A 17,859-nucleotide genomic window follows, 5' to 3' on the forward strand; every position below is an offset into this window, starting at 1 on the left:
GCGTGTGTTCAATATTCCTGGTTCGCGTCGGCGTTCCAGTGATAGAGCGTGCGGGCGGAGGCGATCCGTTTGAACGACGCCGGGTCGTGGTCCATGCCGGCGGCGCCGAGCAGTGCACGCACGGCGTCGAGATCGGCTTGCGTCATCGGCTCGTACTGCGCGTCCGCGCCGAGCGATTTCACTTCGCCGCGCACGTACAGCACCGCTTCGTAAAGCGAGTCGCCGAGCGCGTCGCCCGCATCGCCGCAGATCACCATGCGTCCGGCCTGAGCCATGAACGCAGAAAAACTGCCCACCGAACCGCCCACCACGATGTCGCCGCCCTTGAGCGAAATACCGCAGCGCAGACCCGCATCGCCGTCGATCACCAGCAGGCCGCCATGCGCGGAAGCGCCCGCGCCGTTCGACGCAAAACCCTTCACATGCACCTTGCCGCTCATCATGTTTTCCGCGACGCCGGTGCCCGCGCTGCCGTCGATCTCGATCGTCGCGTGTTTGTTCATGCCGCCCGCGTAGTAGCCCGCGTGACCGGCAATCGTCACCTGCACCGGTGCATCCACGCCCACGGCGAGGTTATGCGCACCGTTCGGCGCGACGACTGTCACCACCTGCCCTTCCAGTTCGCTGGCCGGCTTGTGCAGAAACCGGTTCAGCTCGCGAACCGTGGTGCGCTCCAGATCGAAAGTCAGGCTTTCCATACATACATCTCCTCAGGTGCCGGTTCGAAGACCCTGGCGTTCTTGATGTCGGGCAGATGGGCAAGCGAACGGAACTCGGAAGCGATTGCGACGTAGTCGTCGTTTTCCGCGATCACCGCCGGTTTGCACGCGAACGGGTCGCGAATCAGCGCGAGTTCGGTCGAGGTGCCCATCAGGAACGTGTAGAAGCCGTCGAGTTCTTCGAAGCCTTTTTGCAATGCGGCCGGCAGCGTGTCGCCTTCGCGCAGCCGCCATTCGAGAAAGCGGCAGGCGGCTTCGGTATCGTTGTCGGTGTCGAAGTGAATGCCTTGCGGTTCGAGCTTGCGGCGCACGCCATGCGCGTTCGAGAGCGAGCCGTTGTGGACCAGACAGAAGTCGTCGCCCGCCGTAAAGGGATGCGCACGGTCCGGCGTCACCGCCGACTCCGTCGCCATGCGCGTGTGCCCGACCAGATGCGAGCCCGTCAGGTTCGCAAAGTCATAACGCCCGGCGACTTGCGAGGGCGAGCCGATGTCCTTGTACAGATCGATCGAGCGTCCGCTCGAGAGCAGATACAGCTTCGGATAGCGTTCGCGCAACCAGCTCTTCACGCGCTCGACATTGCCCTGCACCGTCAACACCGCGTGATTGCCTTTCGAGTCGAGACGCGCGGTGACGTCCATCGCCGCGTTCAACGCCTCCACCAGCGGCTGCCACGCAAAATCCGCGCCTTCTTCGGTGAAGCCCGCGTAGATGCTCAGCTTGCGCTGGCTCGCGTCGACCGGTTTGCCGAACACCGCGAGACCCGCCGAGTCCGGTCCGCGCTCGGTCATGCCGATCAGCATCGGCACCATCAGCTCGCCGAGCCGTTCGCGCAGTGCCGGCGTCTTCACCAGCAAGCCTACGATTCCGCACATTGTGGTTCTCCTTAGAAAAACTCGAGGTAAGTCTTCAGCTCCCAATCCGACACGTGGCGCATGTATTCGAGCCACTCCATCCGTTTGAGCTTGAGGAATTCGTCGGCAAGCGGGCCGAGCGCGTCGCAGACCACCCGGTCGCTTTCCAGCGCATCGAGCGCCTGCTCGAGGTTTTGCGGCAGCACGCCGATACCGTGTTCGGAGAGCTTCGCGGGCGACCATTCGTACAGGTTTTCGTTAGCCGGTTCGCCAGCCGACAGGCCACGGTCGATGCCGTCGAGTCCCGCGGCAATCACGGCCGCGGTCGCGAGATAGGGATTGCATGCGCCGTCGGGCAGACGCAGTTCGATACGCTCGCCAGGCATGCGCACCATCGTCGAACGGTTGTTGTCTCCGTAGCTGACGTAGGCCGGCGCCCACGTCGCGCCGGTCAGCGAGCGGCCGACAACGAGGCGCTTGTACGAGTTCACCGTCGGATTGCACAGCGCGGTCAGCGCCGGTGCATGTGCGAGCAGACCGGCCGTGAACTGATAGCCGAGCTTGGAGAGGCCCATGCCGAGCGTGTCAGCGGGATCGGCGAACAGGTTGCGCTCGCCGTCGCCGATCGACATATGCATATGCATGCCGTTGCCCGGACGATTCGCGAACGGCTTCGGCATGAACGAGCAGATCATGCCGAGTTCGTTGGCGATCTCGGAGGCCGCCATCTTGAAGAACACGTAGTGATCGCATGACGTCAGGCAATCGGTGTACGTGTAGTTGATTTCGAACTGCCCGTTCGCATCTTCGTGATCGATCTGATAGACGTCGATACCGACCGCGCGCATCGATTCAGTGAGCTTTTCCAGGAAGACGCGCGTGCGCGAGAGTCCCTTGTAGTCGTAGCACGGCTTGGCGAGCGTATCGCTCGGATCGCATGGCTCCAGCGCGCCCGATGCCGAACGGCGCAGCAACGAGAATTCCGGTTCGAGGCCCGTGAAGAGCGTCCAGTTGCGCTCGGTCATCCGGGCAACCTGTTTCTTCAGGGTCACGCGCGAATCGTATTGCCACGCTTCGCCATTCACATGACCGTCGCAGACAATCCGTGCCAGGCCCGGCTGCCACGGCACCGGCGTGAGCGTCGCCAGATCGCCGACGGCCATATAGTCGGGACCGTTCGGCTCGATGCCGACGCCCCAGATCGCAAATCCCGCGAAACCGGCACCCGCTTTCAACACGCTCTTCAAATGACTGAGCGGCACCGATTTCGCCTTGGCCACGCCGTGAATGTCGACAAACTGCGCCAGCACATACTTCACGCCCTGCTGCGTCAGATAAGCTTGCGCCTCTTCCGCCGAGCCGAAGCGGGGCACGCATCCGAGTTCGTTGACCGGCAGCTTGCTCGCATCGTTCAGGTTCATTGCCTCCACTCCTCGCAACACCATCCTTCGTGATCTGGAAAAGCCACACGCGATGCGTGTGACCGGGCTATGCAACACGCTTTCGAACGCCGGTCGCGGCGCGCTTCAAGCTTGTCTTCAATCAAATAGGAAATTTATTGACGAGCAACTAAGATTCCCATTGCGAAACTCTCCGCGCGCGACCCGGCGCCGCCATCTGCTACGCTTTCTTTTTCCATGAGGCCTACATGCAAACCGGTGAAGACAATAAAACGCCGCTCGAACGCTACCTCGGCATCACCATCCGCGAACTGCGCCAGCGCCACGGCCTGACGATCGCCCAGGTCTCCGCGCAGGCCGGCATCAGCCGCGGCATGCTTTCGAAGATCGAGAACGCGCAGACTTCTGCAGGTCTCGATGTCCTCAACCGCATCGCCCAGGCGCTCGGCGTTTCGCTCTCCATGCTGTTCCGCAACTTCGACGTGCCGCAAGGCGGCGCGCAACTCGTCAAGAAAGGCGGTGGCATGGAGGTGGTTCGCAAAGGCACCAAACGCGGTCACACCTATCACCTGCTTGCCTACGACCAGGGTCCGCACAAGCTTTTCGAACCCTTCCTGATCACAATGGAGGACGAGGCTGAACGTTTTCCCGTGTTCGAGCACCCGGGCACCGAATTCATCCACATGCTCAAGGGCGTGCTCGAATATCGCCACGGCCAGCACACCTACGTCCTTCATCCCGGCGACACCCTCACCTTCCAGGGCGAGATACCACACGGTCCGGAACGCCTGATCAAGACGCCCATTCAATTCCTGTCGATCTTTGTGTATCCGCAATCGAGCGCGGCCGACTGATCGCTTGCCGCCTCCATTGCAACCGGCGCTTCTACCAATGCAACGTTTGTGCCATGTTTATCTAAGTGAATCAAAGATTCCCACCAATAAACGCTTTGGGCGCAATCCGCCATTCCCGATATCGACGTTGAATGGCTCATCAGCCTGACCGCGGTGCACATCGTCGTTGTGACTGGTGCGACTTTGCACAAAAACGAGGTGTGCGGTTAAGCAGCGTCAGAAGCCGCGCTTATGCAAATGGGAGGTTGGGCGCCTGAACGGCATGCGAGGCGGCCTGCACCCCGCCTCGCCGCATCGGTCAGCGCAAGGCATCGTCCGGCAGATCAGGCAGCGCCCGCGCCACCGACGGCCGGATCGCGTTGTCCAGCACACCACGCGTCAGCGTGACGATGTCGCCGGCGAACTGATCCCATTCGCCCTGGCGGTGCAGCAGAAAGAAATCGCGCCGCCCGAGGCGGCCCGGCGGCAACGGCAGCACCGCGATATCGTCCAGGTAGTGGCGTGCCTGCCACAAACACAAGGGCGTCGAAATCGCAAAGCCCACACGCGACGCCACCAGACTCAATAGCGGATCGGTCGCGTCGAATTCGTAACGCCGCGGACTATCGATCCCCAGGTGCCGCGCGAAACGTTCGATCTGCTGGCCGATCACCGAGCGCGCCGTGTAGCGGATCAGCGGCATGTCGAGCGCGAGCGTGCGCCAGTCGATGTTGCGGCGTCCACTCAGGTGGCTGCGCGCAACCACCGCCACGAATGCCTCGGAAAACAGCGGTATTTCGACGATCCGCGCGTCGTTCAACGTGGTCTGCGTACAGATCGCCATATCCAGTTCGCGATCGTGCAACTGCTTGCTCAAGCCCGGCGTCAGGCCTGACCACATCGAAATCTGCCGCTCCGAATTCGACACCGCGCGGATCAGTTCAGGGCCGACCGTCGCCGCGAACGAATCCACGCAACCCAGCCGCACCGGCATCTTGCCCGTATGCGAGGCGTCACCGATGCGGGCGCTGACCATCTGCGCATGCTCGATCAACGGGCCCGCCAGTTCGAGCAGCGCACGCCCCGCCACGTTCGGCCGCGGCGGCCGGCTCTCGCGGTCGAACAGCGTCAGGCCCTGGTCGCGCTCCAAGCCGGCGATCGACTGGCTGACCGCGCTCTGGCTCACGCCGAGCTGCTTCGCCGCGCCCGTCATCGAGCCGCTGTCGCACACGGCGACGAATGCCTGCAACGCGCGCAGATCGATCGGGGTCGGGGTTCGTCTCATGAAATGCTCCGCTCGCGTGAGTGACTGGCCGGCCATCCTGCGCGACACGACAGCACAGTGCCGGGGTTCACAGGGCTGATGTGCAGGATGAGAAATTGCTTTGGCTTGCCATAAGTTTGCCTAATACAAAAATGATGCAGCCAATGTTTTCCTAGAATTCGCCTCATTGCCCACACAGAGGTCCGCATGAGCCACTACGATTTCATCGTGATCGGCGCCGGTGTCGTCGGCGCGTCGGTCGCCCATCATCTCGCAGCACTTGGCGCGCAAAGCGTGCTGGTGGTCGAGCAGGGCACGATCGGCGCGGGCACCACCTCGCAATCGTCAGGCCTGCTGCGCACCCACTATTCGGTACGCCAGAACGTGGAGCTCGCGCGCGCGTCCTGGTGGGCGTTCAATCATTTCGCCGACTATGTCGGCGACGACGAAGCGTCCTGCGGCCTCGTCAAATGCGGCTATCTGATCTGTTCGCCCGAAGGCGACAAGCTGGAGCCGTTGCGCGCCTCACTCGCCGCGCAGCATGAGATGGGTATTGAAGTGCGCTTGCTCGACAAGCGCGAGGCGCACGAGCGCCTGCCGATCGCAAGCTTCGACGACGCCGCGCTGATCGGTTTCGAGCCGGAAGCCGGCTTTGCCGATGCCTATCTGGTGGCGACGGGCTTTGCCCGTTCGGCGCGCCGGCGCGGCGTCAAGATCATGGAAGGCGTCACGGTGACGGGCCTTATCCGCGAAGGACGCCGAATCACCGGCGTCGAGACGAGTGCCGGAACCTTCGGTTGCGACACCCTCATCAGCACGCAGAACATCTGGACACCCGAACTCGCCGACTGGATCGGCGTGCCGCTGCCGGTCAAGCCGGAACGTCACACGGTGCTCGCGCTCGAATGCGACGGCGCCGCGTACTCGTTCAAGATGCCGGCATTCAAGGATCTGGGCTCGGCCGGCATGCTCTATTACCGCAGCTATGGCGGCAGTCAGATGCTCGTGTCAGAAGGTGTGGTCGGCGAGACGCTGAACTCGCCGGAAACGGAACAGGGCGATATCTCGCTCGACTATGTCGCCGAAGTCGGCGCGCAAGTCGCCGAACGCTTTCCTGCTTACGAAGCCGCGGGGCTGGCCTCGTCGTGGACCGGCGTCTACGACGTGACGCCCGACTGGAATCCGGTGTTGGGCAAGGTCGCCGATATTGAAGGACTCGTGGTCGGCTTCGGCTTCTCCGGGCACGGTTTCAAGCTCTCGCCGGGCATCGGCAAAATCCTCGCCCAGCATGCGCTCGGTCAGCCCACTGACGTTTCTCTCGCGCCCTACGCGCTCGACCGGTTCGCCAGCGGCGCGCTGCTGGCGGGCAAATACGGCTCCGGTGCGGTCTCCTGACTGCGGGACGTAAAGGATGCGCCAGTCATGACAATCGATCTTCCGGTTCCGGTCAAACGTGTGGTGGATGCCATCGTGTGCGTGCGGGTAAGCGCAATCCGACCTCACTCATACAGGGCCAGATATTCATGCAGCGACTGAAGAACGGCGGCGCCCTCTCCGACAGCGGCGGCGACTCTCTTCACCGAGCCGCTGCGAACGTCGCCGACCGCGAAGATGCCCGGTCGGCTCGTTTCCAGAAATCGCGGCGGGTGGTCTGACGCACTCGCCTTAAGTGCGTCGGAGCCGGTGAGCACGAAGCCGTTCCTGTCCAGCGCAACACAGTTTCCGAGCCAGCCGGTATTGGGCTGCGCACCGAGAAACAGGAAGACGTGCCGGATCGGCTTCTGTTCGATCTCCCCTTGCCGGTCCCACTTGATCGATTCAAGCCGCGCCTCGCCGTAAAGCTCGGTCACCTGGGTCCGCCGATGAACGGTGATGTTGGACGCCGCATCGATGCGCCTGATCAAATAGTTCGACATGCTCGTGCTGAGTCCGTCGCCGCGAATCACGATGTGGACATGCCGCGCAAATCCCGCGAGGAAAACCGCTGCCTGACCGGCTGAATTTCCGCCGCCAACGATGATCAGTTCTTCGTTGGCACAAAACGCGGCCTCCATGAAGGTTGCGCTGTAGTAAACGCCGCGTCCCTCGAAATGCTCGAGGTGCTCCAGCGGCGGTTTCCGATAACGCGCGCCAGTCGCGACGACGACGGCGCGAGCATAGACGTGCTCGTCGTAATTGAGCCGAATGTGAAAAGGCGGTGCGTCCTGGCAATCGATGCCGAGCGCTTCAATAGGTACGCCGACCTCGGCACCGAATTTGCGGCATTGCGACAGGCCGCGGCCGGCAAGCGCCTGGCCCGAGATGCCCGTTGGAAACCCGAAGTAGTTTTCTATCTTTGAGCTGGTGCCCGCCTGGCCACCCGGCGCCTTGGTGTCGAGGACCGCGACCTTCAAGCCTTCTGAGGCCGCGTATACCGCCACCGCGAGACCTGCAGGTCCGGCGCCCACCACGACCACATCGAAGCGCTCGCCATTCAGCCTGTCGGGACTGAGACCGATTGCATCAGCCACGGCGCGGTGCGTCGGGCACTTCAGAACGTGACCTTGCAGCGTGATGACCACCGGTATATCCGCTTCCGTCGCGCCATGGCGTTCGAGAAGCGCCCGCGCTTCCTGATGCTCGACGATATCGAAGTAGGCCGATGGCTGAGCGTTGCGGCTCAGAAAATGCCGAAGACGGAACGTGGCCGCAGACGCCGAACTGCCAATGACCAGAATGCCCCCGCTCTGGTCCTGAATGAAAGCGACCCGGCGCAGGATGAACGCACGCATGATCGTTTCACTTAATTCCGCTTCCGCGACGACGAGCGCGCGCAGCGATTCCTCGTCGACAACGATGACTTCGCAATCGCTGGTGGCGCGCGCCGTTGCCACCGCGGCGCGGCCGGCAAGCGTTCCGACCTCACCGGTGAAGCTGCCCGGACCGTGCGAGCCCAGCACATGGAGATTGTCTCCCGAGCCTCTCGTCGCCTCGATTGTTCCCGAGACGATGGCGAACACGGGAATGTGCCGGTCGCCTTCGGAGAACAGCACGTCGCCCTTTTCCAGCTTGCGTCGTTCACCGTACCTCTCCAATAGGGCAAACTGCCTTTCATTCAGCGTTGGAAAGATCTGATGGTGACGGCTGCCGCCTGAATCCAGTTCTCCGGATCCGCGCGAAGATTTATCGCTCATGGACGCATTCCAAATGAGTGGGCACAGATTGTGACCCTGGTGAGCACCTTGAGGGCACGAATAGTCAAAAGGACTGGAGACTGCACACCCGCGCTATTCGTACTGATTGTGTACCTGAATTTCGTCTGCAGTAAAGCGCGTGAAGCTGGCTGGCTCGCTCGCACGATGGCTGTGATTCAGCGGGCCGCATCAGACAACCAACGCCGCACCCGCCCCACGCCCTGCGTGTGCCAACGCCAGCGCCAGCCTTGCCCCTACCTCGGCATTGTGTTTCACGAGCGCGATGTTTGTCGCCAGGCTGCGTCCACCCGTCAGCGCCTTGATGCGCGCCAGCAGGAAGGGCGTCACGGCCTTGCCGGTGATGCCTTGCGCCGTGGCCTCGGCGAGCGCCTGCTGAGTCAGCGCGTCGATCTCTTCGACACTCATCGCTGCCGCTTGCGGCACCGGCGTGCTCAACACCACGCCGCCCACGAGGCCCAGGTCCCACTTGGTACGGATGAAGCGCGCCTGCTCCGCCGCGTCGTCCAGCCTGAAGTCCGCACGAAAGCCGCTGTCGCGCGTGTAAAACGCGGCGAAATTGTCCTGCTCGCAACTGAGCACCGGCACGCCGTGCGTTTCCAGGTATTCCAACGTGAGTCCGATGTCCAGGATGGACTTCGCCCCGGCGCAGACCACCGCCACCGAGGTCTTCGCCAGTTCCTGCAGGTCGGCCGAAATGTCGAAGGTTTCCGGCGCTTCCCGATGCACGCCGCCAATGCCGCCGGTCACGAAAACCTCGATGCCGGCCAGCGCGGAACATATCATCGTGCCGGCCACTGTCGTGGCGCCAAGCCCGCCGCCGGCCAGCACCGCCGGCAAGTCGCGGCGGCTGACTTTGTGCACCTGGTCAGAGCGGCCGAGCAGTTCCAGCTCGTCGTCCGAAAGGCCGATGCGGATTCGCCCGCCGATCAGTGCGATAGTCGCGGGCTCGGCGCCCAGGTCACGGATCAAGGCCTCCACTTCGCGCGCAGTGCGAACGTTCTCCGGATAGGGCATGCCGTGAGCGATGATGGTCGATTCCAGCGCCACAAGCGGGCGGCCGGCGGCCTGTGCGGCGGCCACGGGCGCGCTGCAGGTCAACCATGGGTGTGCAAGGTCCGCGACCATGTCGATGTATTCGGTGATGTAATTCGCCTAAGTATGCAACACAAGGCCGGTCCACGGGTCGCGTGCTGCAGCGCGATGGCGCCTATCATTAAGCTACCGTCGAGAGAATGTCGAGCGTCTGACGGGTGTCGCGCACACGGCGCTCGTGATGCAAAAGGAACGACACCGACGCGCCGAGCGCGTGGGATGGTCGATTTCAGGCCGGGAGGTTCCATGCCACCGCTACGCGCAAGCAATCTGCTCCAGTCGAAGGAAGGCGCCCGCCTCCATGGTCCGGAACTCGACCGCTGGCGCCGCTGGGGACCGTATCTGAGCGAACGGCAATGGGGCACCGTTCGCGAAGACTACAGCGAATACGGCACCGCCTGGGACTACTTTCCGCACGATCACGCGCGCAGCCGCATGTACCGCTGGGGCGAGGACGGCATTGCCGGATTCGGCAACGACCCGCTCGACTGGTGCGTATCGCTCGCGCTCTGGAACGGACACGATCCGATCATCAAGGAACGGCTCTTCGGCTTGACGAATGAGCAGGGCAATCACGGCGAGGACGTGAAGGAGCTTTACTTCTATCTCGACGGCACGCCAACGCATTCGTACATGAAGATGCTGTACAAGTATCCTCACGACGCGTACCCGTACCAGGATCTGATCGACGAAAACCGTCGGCGCGGCGCCGATCAGCTGGAGTATGAAATACTCGATACGGGCGTGTTCGACGACAACCGCTACTTCGACGTCTACGTCGAGTATGCGAAGCACACCCCCGACGATATCGTGATGCGCGTTACCGTCGAAAACCGCGCGGATCAGCACGCGGCGCTTCATGTGTTGCCGCAATTCTGGGCGCGCAACAGATGGGCGTGGTCGGGCAAGCCCGGCAAGCCGTCGCTCACGCTGGCGTCGGATACAGAGAAAGGCGCGTACGTCGTCGCGCACAATCCCGCGCTCGGAACGACGATCGTGACAGCGTCGGCGCAACAGCCGATCGAGTGGCTCTTCTGCGAAAACGAAACGAATGTGCGCCGCATTTTCGGCTTCGAGGGAGCGGGGCCGTTCAAGGACGGCTTCAATGACTACCTCGTCGACGGCGACGAGCAGGCCATCCGGCGCGACAAGGGCACCCGCGCCGCCGCGCATGTAGTCCTGCGGTTCGCGCCTCATGAGCGCTCGGTGCTGTATCTGCGCTGGCGTCCCGAATCGTCCCTGGCCGCGGCTCGGGATGACGCGCCGCTCGACATGGACGCGCTCTTCGCGCGCCGGCACGCGGAGGCCGACCAATTCTATGCGGCGCTTCAGCACGACATTCCCGACGCCGATGCGCGGCTCGTGCAGCGTCAGGCGCTCGCCGGCATGCTGTGGTCGAAGCAGTACTACCAGTTCGACGTGACGCGCTGGCACGACGGCGATCCCGGCCAACCGACGCCACCGAGAGCACGCAGGCGCGGCCGCAACGCGGACTGGCGGCACATGTGCAATGGCGACGTCGTGTCGATGCCCGACAAATGGGAGTACCCATGGTATGCGTCGTGGGATCTCGCGTTTCATGCGGTCGCGTTCGCCATGATCGATCCCGACTTCGCGAAGAAGCAATTGCTGCTGCTCGTGAAAGAACGCTACATGCATCCGAACGGGCAATTGCCTGCCTACGAGTGGGCGTTCGGCGATGCGAATCCGCCGGTTCATGCATGGGCGACATGGCGTGTGTATGAACTCGACCGCGAGGTGACGGGCGTTGGCGATCACGCCTTTCTCGAAGTCATGTTCCACAAGCTGCTGCTCAATTTCTCGTGGTGGGTCAACCGCAAGGACGCGGACGACCGCAACATCTTTCAGGGCGGCTTTCTTGGGCTCGACAATGTCGGCATCTTCGACCGGTCCTCGCCGCTGCCGACCGGCGGCCGCATCGATCAGGCCGATGGCACGGCATGGATGGCCTCCTACGCGCTCGACCTGATGCAGATCGGCCTCGAACTGGCGATGACGAACAGCGCCTACGTCGAAATCGCGGTGAAGTTCTTCGAGCACTTTCTGTATATCGCGGAAGCGGTCAGTTGCAGCGAAGGCTGCAGAACAGGGTTATGGGACGGCCAGGACGAATTCTTCTACGACGTGTTGCATCTTCCGGACGGTACCCGTGTGCCAATGCGCATTCGTTCGATCGTCGGACTGATTCCGCTGTTCGCCGTGCACGTGCTCGAGGATCGGGTGTACGGTCATCTGCCGGGATTGCGCGAACGGCTGGCGTGGTTTCTCGACCATCGGCCGAATCTGGCAAAGCTGGTGTCACGCTGGACCGAGCCCGGCACCGGTAACACCACGCTGCTCTCGCTGTTGCGCGGGCAGCGGATGACAGCGCTGCTGCGCCGCGCGCTCGACGAAAGCGAGTTTCTCTCCGAGCACGGCGTGCGCGCGCTGTCCCGTGTACATCGCGATGCACCGTACGTCTTCGGCCATGACGACGTGAGCGTCTGCGTTCAATACCAGCCGGCCGAATCGGACTCGCGTGTTTTCGGCGGCAATTCGAACTGGCGCGGGCCAGTCTGGATACCGGTCAACTACCTGCTGATCGAATCGCTGTATGAGTTCCATCGCTATTACGGCGATGAGTTTCGCGTCGACTATCCGACGGGATCGGGCAACCGTTTTTCGCTGGGCGAGATTGCCGACGACCTTGCACGGCGGGTCACCACGCTCTTTCTCAAAGACGCACAAGGCGTGCGGCCCGTGATGGCCGCCTATCCGATGCTGCAAGCCGACCCGCGGTCGCAGGATCTCATCCTGTTCCATGAATACTTCCACGGCGACAATGGACGAGGCGTCGGCGCTTCGCATCAGACCGGCTGGAGCGGGCTCGTCGCGCTGCTGCTCCAGCCGCGCATGATGAAGCTATCCCATGTGGCGCTCGATGTTGCATCGGTGGCCACGCCGGTGGGCCCGCCGGTGACCGAAGAGACCGCACCGGTTATGGCCCGGTAGCGTTCCGGCCGCCGGATGTCGATGAAACCGGGCGGATTTTCCGGGCAACAAAAAACCCGCGAAGCCTTTGGCTATCGCGGGTTTCAGAACTTTGTCGGAATCGGGCGGAATACTTCCTGGTGCCGGGGACCGGACTCGAACCGGCAAGCTGTGAAGCGGCGGATTTTAAGTCCGCTATGTTTACCAATTTCATCACCCCGGCAGGGGTCGGAACCACACGTGGACGCGAATTCTACCATTGCCCGGCGAGCGCACCAAACCGGCCCAGTCCGGTCGTAATCCACCTCCACCCTCGCCCGCAGGGACAAAAACCGGAGTCATCCGCAAGTCATAAACCTTCCCGATAATCCGCTCACGAAAACGTTTACAACCTGAGCGGAAAACGATGAGCCCAACGATCAAGGATGTGGCCGCCCACGCGGGTTTTTCCATCGCCACGGTCTCGCGCGCGATCAACGCGCCGCACACCGTGAACCCGGTCACGCTCGACAAGGTGCGTCAGTCCATCGACGCCCTCAACTTCCGCCCCAGCCCGCTCGGCCGCCAGCTGCGCGGCGAGCGCACACGCCTCATCGGCGTGATCCTGCCGACGCTCGCCAACCCCGTGTTCGCCGAATGCCTGCAAGGCATCGACGAGCTCGCCGCGGCGCAAGGCTACCGGCTCATGCTGATGACCACCCAGTACGATGCCGACCGCGAACGCCACGCCATCGAAACGCTGCGCGAACATCGCGTGGAAGGCCTGATCCTGACCGTCGCCGATGCCGACACGCACCCGCTGCTCGACGAGCTCGACCGCGCCGGCCTGCTCTATGTGCTGATGCATAACGACACGGCGCGGCGTCCGTCGGTCTCGGTCGACAACCGCCTCGCCGCGTTCGACGGCGTACGCATGCTGATCGCGCACGGCCATCGCCGCATCCTGATGCTCGCAGGCACGCTCGCCGCCTCGGACCGCGCCCGCCAGCGGCATCTCGGCTACGCGCAGGCAATGCAGCAGGCCGGCCTCACCCCCGCGCCCGCGCTCGAAGTCGATTTCAACGCCGACGAACTGGCGCCGTCCGTGCTCGCGCATCTGACCAGCGGCCCGAACCGCCCGACCGCTCTCTTCTGCAGCAACGATCTGCTCGCCATGGTCGTGATGCGCGGCCTGCGCCGGGCACGGCTGCAGATTCCGCGCGACATGTCGATTCTCGGCTTCGACGGACTCCCGATGGGCGAATTGCTGTCGCCGCCGCTGGCAAGCGTCTGCGCGCCGAATCGCGAGATCGGCTGCGCCGCCTGGCGGCGTTTGCTGGCCCGCGTAACCGGCACTGACGAAACGTCAGGCGAAACGTCGCCCACGCTGACGCTGCCGCACAGCTTGCGCGAAGGCGCCACCATCGCGGCGATTTCGAGCCGTACCGACAATTCGCCGGTGCGCGCTTCAACGTCGGCCGAGAGACCGTTTGCATGAGTCGTTTGCCCAAACCGCGCGCTCAAGCCGTTCGCCATGCCCCGTTGCCACGCCTCGTTGAATCATCCAATTCGAACCCCGAACCACCCGCTCTCTTCCGCTCCAGGAGACCCGCAGTGATCCGCTCTTCAACACGCTTTGCTTCATCGATCAAGCCGCTCTGGCATCGCCTCGTCCGCACGACGACTACCGCGCTCGCGACCGGCATGATCGTCGCCACCGCGCTCGCCGCCCTCGCGCCGCAAGCGGCCCACGCCGACGAAACCGCGATCTGCTACAACTGCCCGCCCGAATGGGCCGACTGGGCGAGCCAGATCAAGGCGATCCAGCAAAAGACCGGCATCCGCGTGCCGTTCGACAACAAGAACTCCGGCCAGTCGATTGCGCAACTGATGGCCGAGCAGAAGAGCCCGGTCGCGGACGTGGTGTATCTCGGCGTCTCGTCGGCGTTCCAGGCGAAAGACAAAGGCGTCATCCAGCCGTACAAGCCCGCGCACTGGGACGACATTCCGGCGAACATGAAGGACCCGCAAGGCTACTGGTTCACGATCCACTCGGGCACGCTGGGCTTTTTCGTCAACAAGGACGCACTCGAAGGCAAACCGGTGCCGCGCTCGTGGGCCGATCTTCTGAAGCCTGAGTACAAAGGCATGATCGGCTACCTCGACCCGTCGAGCGCGTTTGTCGGCTATGCGGGCGCGGTCGCGGTGAATCAGGCACTCGGCGGCACGCTCGACAACTTCGAGCCGGGCCTCGACTGGTTCCGCAAGCTGAAGGCCAATGCGCCGATCGTGCCGAAGCAGACCGCCTATGCGCGCGTGATGTCCGGTGAAATCCCCATCCTGCTCGACTACGACTTCGACGCCTACCGTGCGAAGTACAAGGATCACGCCAACGTCGAGTTCGTGATTCCGCAGGAAGGCACGATCTCGGTGCCGTACGTGATGAGTCTCGTGAAGGGCGCGCCGCATGAAGCGAACGGCAAGAAGGTGCTCGATTTCGTGCTGTCGGACGAAGGCCAGAAACTGTGGGCCGACGCTTATCTGCGCCCGGTGCGCGCGAATGCGATGAGTCCGGAAACCGCCGCAAAATTCCTGCCTGCAAGCGACTATGCCCGCGCCAAATCGGTCGACTTCGGCAAAATGGCCGAGAAGCAGTCGAGCTTCGGCGAGCGTTATCTGCAGGTGATGCATTGAACGACGTCACGTTCCCGCTGCGCTGGCGCATCGCCTTGATCGCGCCGGCGCTGGCGGTCTTCATCGCATTCTGGCTGCTGCCGATGGGGGCGCTCGCGCAGATTAGCGGCGACGGTCACGCATTCGCGACCTATCGCGCGATGCTGACGAATCCGCGCTACATGTCGAGCCTCGGCGCGACGGTCGTGTTGTCCGCAGCGGTCACGGCGACGACGCTGGTGCTCTCGGTGATCGCCGGTTTGCTGCTGGCGCGCCGTGAGTTTCCGCTCAAGCGCACGCTGCTCGCGCTGCTGACGTTTCCGTTGGCATTCCCTGGCGTCGTGGTCGGCTTCATGGTGATCATGCTGGCCGGACGCCAGGGTTTGATCGGCGCGTTGTCGCTGAAACTCACCGGCGACCGCTGGGTGTTCGCCTACTCGATGAGCGGCCTCTTTCTCGGTTACCTTTACTTCTCGATTCCTCGCGTGATCGTCACGGTAATGGCATCGGCGACCAAGCTCGATGCTTCGCTCGAAGAAGCCGCGCGTTCGCTCGGCGCATCGTCATGGCGTATCACGCGCGACATCGTGTTGCCCGCGTTGTCGCCGGGTCTGATCGCTGCGGGCGCCGTATGTTTCGCCACCGCGATGGGCGCCTTCGGCACCGCCTTTACCCTGGCCACCGACATCGACGTATTGCCGATGACCATCTACACCGAGTTCACGCTGAACGCGAACATGGTGACCGCCGCGGGCCTGTCCATCGTGCTCGGCATCGTCACGTGGGCCGTGCTGGCGTTCGCTCGCAGCGTGAGCGGCTCGGCTGTCGCGGCAAGCGCATGAGCGGCGTGTTCAAACCCGACGACAAGACTTCGATGAATTCCATCACGGCTCCCGTCAGGCAGCCCGCAAAACCGCGCGCGCGGCGATTCGGGCTGCCCACCTCACGCGCGTGGCTCGCAGCCGGACAATGGCTCGTTACGCTTCTGCTATGCGCATTTCTGATCGTACCGGTCGTGATGTCGATCATGGCCGGACTCACGGTCAATTACTTCAAGGGCATATCGAGCGGACTCACGCTGCGCTGGCTCGGCGAAGTGTGGACGCAATATCACGGCTCGGTATTTCTCTCGCTCGAAGTGGCCGCGGCGACCTTGCTGATCACGCTGCTGACCGGCGTGCCGGCCGGCTACGTGCTGGCGCGCAGCAAGACGCGGCTCTCGCGCATCATCGAAGAGTTTCTGGTGCTGCCGATCGCCCTGCCCGGCCTCGCTTCCGCGCTCGCGCTACTGGTGGTCTACGGCGGCTTCACGATGTTTCGCATGAGCGTCGCGTTTATCGTCGTCGGGCACGTGGTGTTCACGCTGCCGTTCATGGTGCGCGCGGTCGCCGCCGTGTGTGCGAGCAGCGATCTGCGCACGCTGGAAGAAGGCGCCGCGAGCCTCGGCGCGAGCTTCTTTCAACGCTTCGTGACGATCGTGCTGCCGAATGCGCGGCCGGGGATCGTCGCAGGCGCATTGGCTGTGCTGACACTGTCGATCGGCGAATTCAACCTCACGTGGATGCTGCACACGCCCGACACCAAGACGCTGCCGGTCGGTCTCGCCGACACCTATGCATCGCTACGCATCGAAATCGGCAGCGCCTACACGATTCTGTTTTTCATCATGACGATGCCGCTGCTCGTCGCAATGCAATGGCTCGGCGTCGATGCGACCGGTCAGCGCAGCGCGGGGAAACAACGCACCGCTGCCCGCCGTTCGAAGCCTACACCGACGTCCCCATCATGAAACTCGACTCCGTTCCCATCACGCTCACGCAATGCGCGAAAACGTTTCGCGGCACGCGCGTGCTCGAACCGCTCGATCTGCACATCGGCGCCGGTGAGACGCTGGTATTGCTCGGCCCGTCCGGTTGCGGCAAGACCACCACGCTGCGCATGATCGCGGGCCTCGAGACGCCCGACGCCGGCGGCAGCATCGCATTCGGCGACGAAGACGTCACCGCCCTGCCGATCGAAAAACGCCAGGTCGGCATGGTGTTCCAGAGCTACGCGCTGTTTCCGAATCTGACCGTGCGCGGCAACATCGGCTACGGACTGAAGATCAAACGCGTGCCGGCTGAAACCGCACGGCAACGCGTCGACGAATTGCTCGCGATGATGCGTCTCACCGCGCACGCGGACAAACCCATCGATCAGCTATCGGGCGGCCAGCGTCAGCGCGTTGCATTGGCGCGCGCACTCGCCGTGCAACCCCGCGTGCTGCTGCTCGACGAACCGCTGACCGCGCTCGACGCGCGTTTGCGCGACACCTTGCGCAGCGAGATGAATACGCTGCTGCGCGAACTGGGCATCACGACGGTGTATGTGACCCACGATCAGGCCGAAGCGATGGAACTCGGCGACCGCATCGTCGTGATGAGCGCGGGGCGCATCGAGCAGATCGGATCGCCGCGCGACATCTACTACCGTCCGGCGAATCGCACGGTCGCGCAGTTCGTCGGCACGATCAACCGGCTGGCAGGCGAACGGCGCGATGGTCTGCTGACAACCACGGGCGGCGCCGTCCCCCTTCCCCCTGGTTCCGCGCAAACGGGCACGGCCAACGAATATTTCTTCCGCCCTGAAGACGCATATCTCGCCGACCCAGCCAGCGCACAATTGCGCGGCAACATCGAAAGCACGGCCTTTCTCGGCGAGCGCACCCGGCTGACGATCGGCGGCGCGGCACCGGACGCCTTGCTGATCGACGTCGCGGGCCGCGTGGAACTCGCGCGTGGCACACCGGTCGGGATTTCAATCGTGCAGGACGCGCTGATTGCGCTATCGTAATGAGATAGCGCCGTGTTTCTGGCGCGCC

General features: G+C 63.3%; 14 protein-coding genes and 1 tRNA gene. 8 read left to right on the forward strand and 7 right to left on the reverse strand.

What is annotated here, in order from left to right:
- Positions 1 to 8 precede the first annotated feature (8 nt).
- The 3 genes from DSC91_RS19260 to glnT are packed head-to-tail and all read right to left on the reverse strand — an operon-like array spanning position 9 to position 2,994.
- Positions 9 to 698 carry a GltB/FmdC/FwdC-like GXGXG domain-containing protein gene (locus DSC91_RS19260; protein ID WP_115780420.1) on the reverse strand — a complete coding sequence of 230 codons (690 nt, stop codon included), beginning with the start codon at positions 696 to 698 and terminating at the stop codon, positions 9 to 11.
- Positions 686 to 1,594: a class II glutamine amidotransferase gene (locus tag DSC91_RS19265; RefSeq protein WP_115780421.1), complete on the reverse strand. Its 909-nt coding sequence runs from the start codon at positions 1,592 to 1,594 to the stop codon at positions 686 to 688. Before DSC91_RS19265 ends, DSC91_RS19260 begins: the two co-directional genes overlap by 13 nt.
- 11 nt (positions 1,595 to 1,605) lie before the next feature.
- Positions 1,606 to 2,994: a type III glutamate--ammonia ligase gene (gene glnT / locus DSC91_RS19270; RefSeq protein ID WP_175171781.1), complete on the reverse strand. Its 1,389-nt coding sequence runs from the start codon at positions 2,992 to 2,994 to the stop codon at positions 1,606 to 1,608.
- Between the two features lie 227 nt (positions 2,995 to 3,221).
- Here glnT and DSC91_RS19275 point away from each other — a divergent pair, with 227 nt between their 5' ends.
- Entirely contained in the window at positions 3,222 to 3,827 is a 606-nt protein-coding gene (locus DSC91_RS19275; protein WP_115780422.1) for a helix-turn-helix domain-containing protein, read from the forward strand.
- Between the two features lie 298 nt (positions 3,828 to 4,125).
- On the opposite strand, the gene DSC91_RS19280 is transcribed toward DSC91_RS19275, so the two are convergent.
- Positions 4,126 to 5,091, reverse strand: coding sequence for a LysR family transcriptional regulator (locus DSC91_RS19280; RefSeq protein ID WP_115780423.1), 966 nt, complete (start codon positions 5,089 to 5,091; stop codon positions 4,126 to 4,128).
- Between the two features lie 186 nt (positions 5,092 to 5,277).
- On the opposite strand from DSC91_RS19280, the gene DSC91_RS19285 reads away from it, so the two are divergent.
- Positions 5,278 to 6,465 (forward strand): NAD(P)/FAD-dependent oxidoreductase, encoded by a 1,188-nt coding sequence (locus DSC91_RS19285; protein WP_115780424.1) that lies wholly within the window; start codon positions 5,278 to 5,280, stop codon positions 6,463 to 6,465.
- Between the two features lie 104 nt (positions 6,466 to 6,569).
- Here the strand turns inward: DSC91_RS19285 and DSC91_RS19290 are convergent, their stop codons facing one another.
- A complete protein-coding gene (locus DSC91_RS19290) occupies positions 6,570 to 8,243 on the reverse strand; it encodes an FAD-dependent oxidoreductase (protein WP_115780425.1) in 1,674 nt (557 codons plus the stop codon).
- 189 nt (positions 8,244 to 8,432) lie between these two features.
- Positions 8,433 to 9,389 (reverse strand): pseudouridine-5'-phosphate glycosidase, encoded by a 957-nt coding sequence (locus DSC91_RS19295; protein WP_115780426.1) that lies wholly within the window; start codon positions 9,387 to 9,389, stop codon positions 8,433 to 8,435.
- Positions 9,390 to 9,602: 213 nt separating this feature from the next.
- On the opposite strand from DSC91_RS19295, the gene DSC91_RS19300 reads away from it, so the two are divergent.
- Entirely contained in the window at positions 9,603 to 12,368 is a 2,766-nt protein-coding gene (locus DSC91_RS19300) for an MGH1-like glycoside hydrolase domain-containing protein (protein WP_115783348.1), read from the forward strand.
- A 117-nt stretch (positions 12,369 to 12,485) separates the two neighbouring features.
- Here DSC91_RS19300 and DSC91_RS19305 read toward each other — a convergent pair.
- Positions 12,486 to 12,570: transfer RNA gene (locus tag DSC91_RS19305), tRNA-Leu, on the reverse strand.
- A 183-nt stretch (positions 12,571 to 12,753) separates the two neighbouring features.
- On the opposite strand from DSC91_RS19305, the gene DSC91_RS19310 reads away from it, so the two are divergent.
- From DSC91_RS19310 to DSC91_RS19330, 5 genes are all read left to right on the forward strand, one after another.
- Positions 12,754 to 13,824 carry a LacI family DNA-binding transcriptional regulator gene (locus DSC91_RS19310; RefSeq protein WP_115780427.1) on the forward strand — a complete coding sequence of 357 codons (1,071 nt, stop codon included), beginning with the start codon at positions 12,754 to 12,756 and terminating at the stop codon, positions 13,822 to 13,824.
- Between the two features lie 116 nt (positions 13,825 to 13,940).
- Positions 13,941 to 15,020, forward strand: coding sequence for an ABC transporter substrate-binding protein (locus DSC91_RS19315; protein WP_115780428.1), 1,080 nt, complete (start codon positions 13,941 to 13,943; stop codon positions 15,018 to 15,020).
- Positions 15,017 to 15,841: an ABC transporter permease gene (locus DSC91_RS19320; protein WP_115780429.1), complete on the forward strand. Its 825-nt coding sequence runs from the start codon at positions 15,017 to 15,019 to the stop codon at positions 15,839 to 15,841. The genes DSC91_RS19315 and DSC91_RS19320 overlap by 4 nt, the downstream gene beginning before the upstream one ends.
- A 32-nt stretch (positions 15,842 to 15,873) precedes the next feature.
- A complete protein-coding gene (locus DSC91_RS19325) occupies positions 15,874 to 16,788 on the forward strand; it encodes an ABC transporter permease (protein WP_115783349.1) in 915 nt (304 codons plus the stop codon).
- Positions 16,785 to 17,831: an ABC transporter ATP-binding protein gene (locus tag DSC91_RS19330; RefSeq protein ID WP_115780430.1), complete on the forward strand. Its 1,047-nt coding sequence runs from the start codon at positions 16,785 to 16,787 to the stop codon at positions 17,829 to 17,831. The genes DSC91_RS19325 and DSC91_RS19330 overlap by 4 nt, the downstream gene beginning before the upstream one ends.
- Positions 17,832 to 17,859: the final 28 nt, after the last annotated feature.

This window comes from Paraburkholderia caffeinilytica, assembly GCF_003368325.1.
In the GTDB taxonomy this organism is placed as follows: Bacteria; Pseudomonadota; Gammaproteobacteria; order Burkholderiales; family Burkholderiaceae; genus Paraburkholderia; species Paraburkholderia caffeinilytica.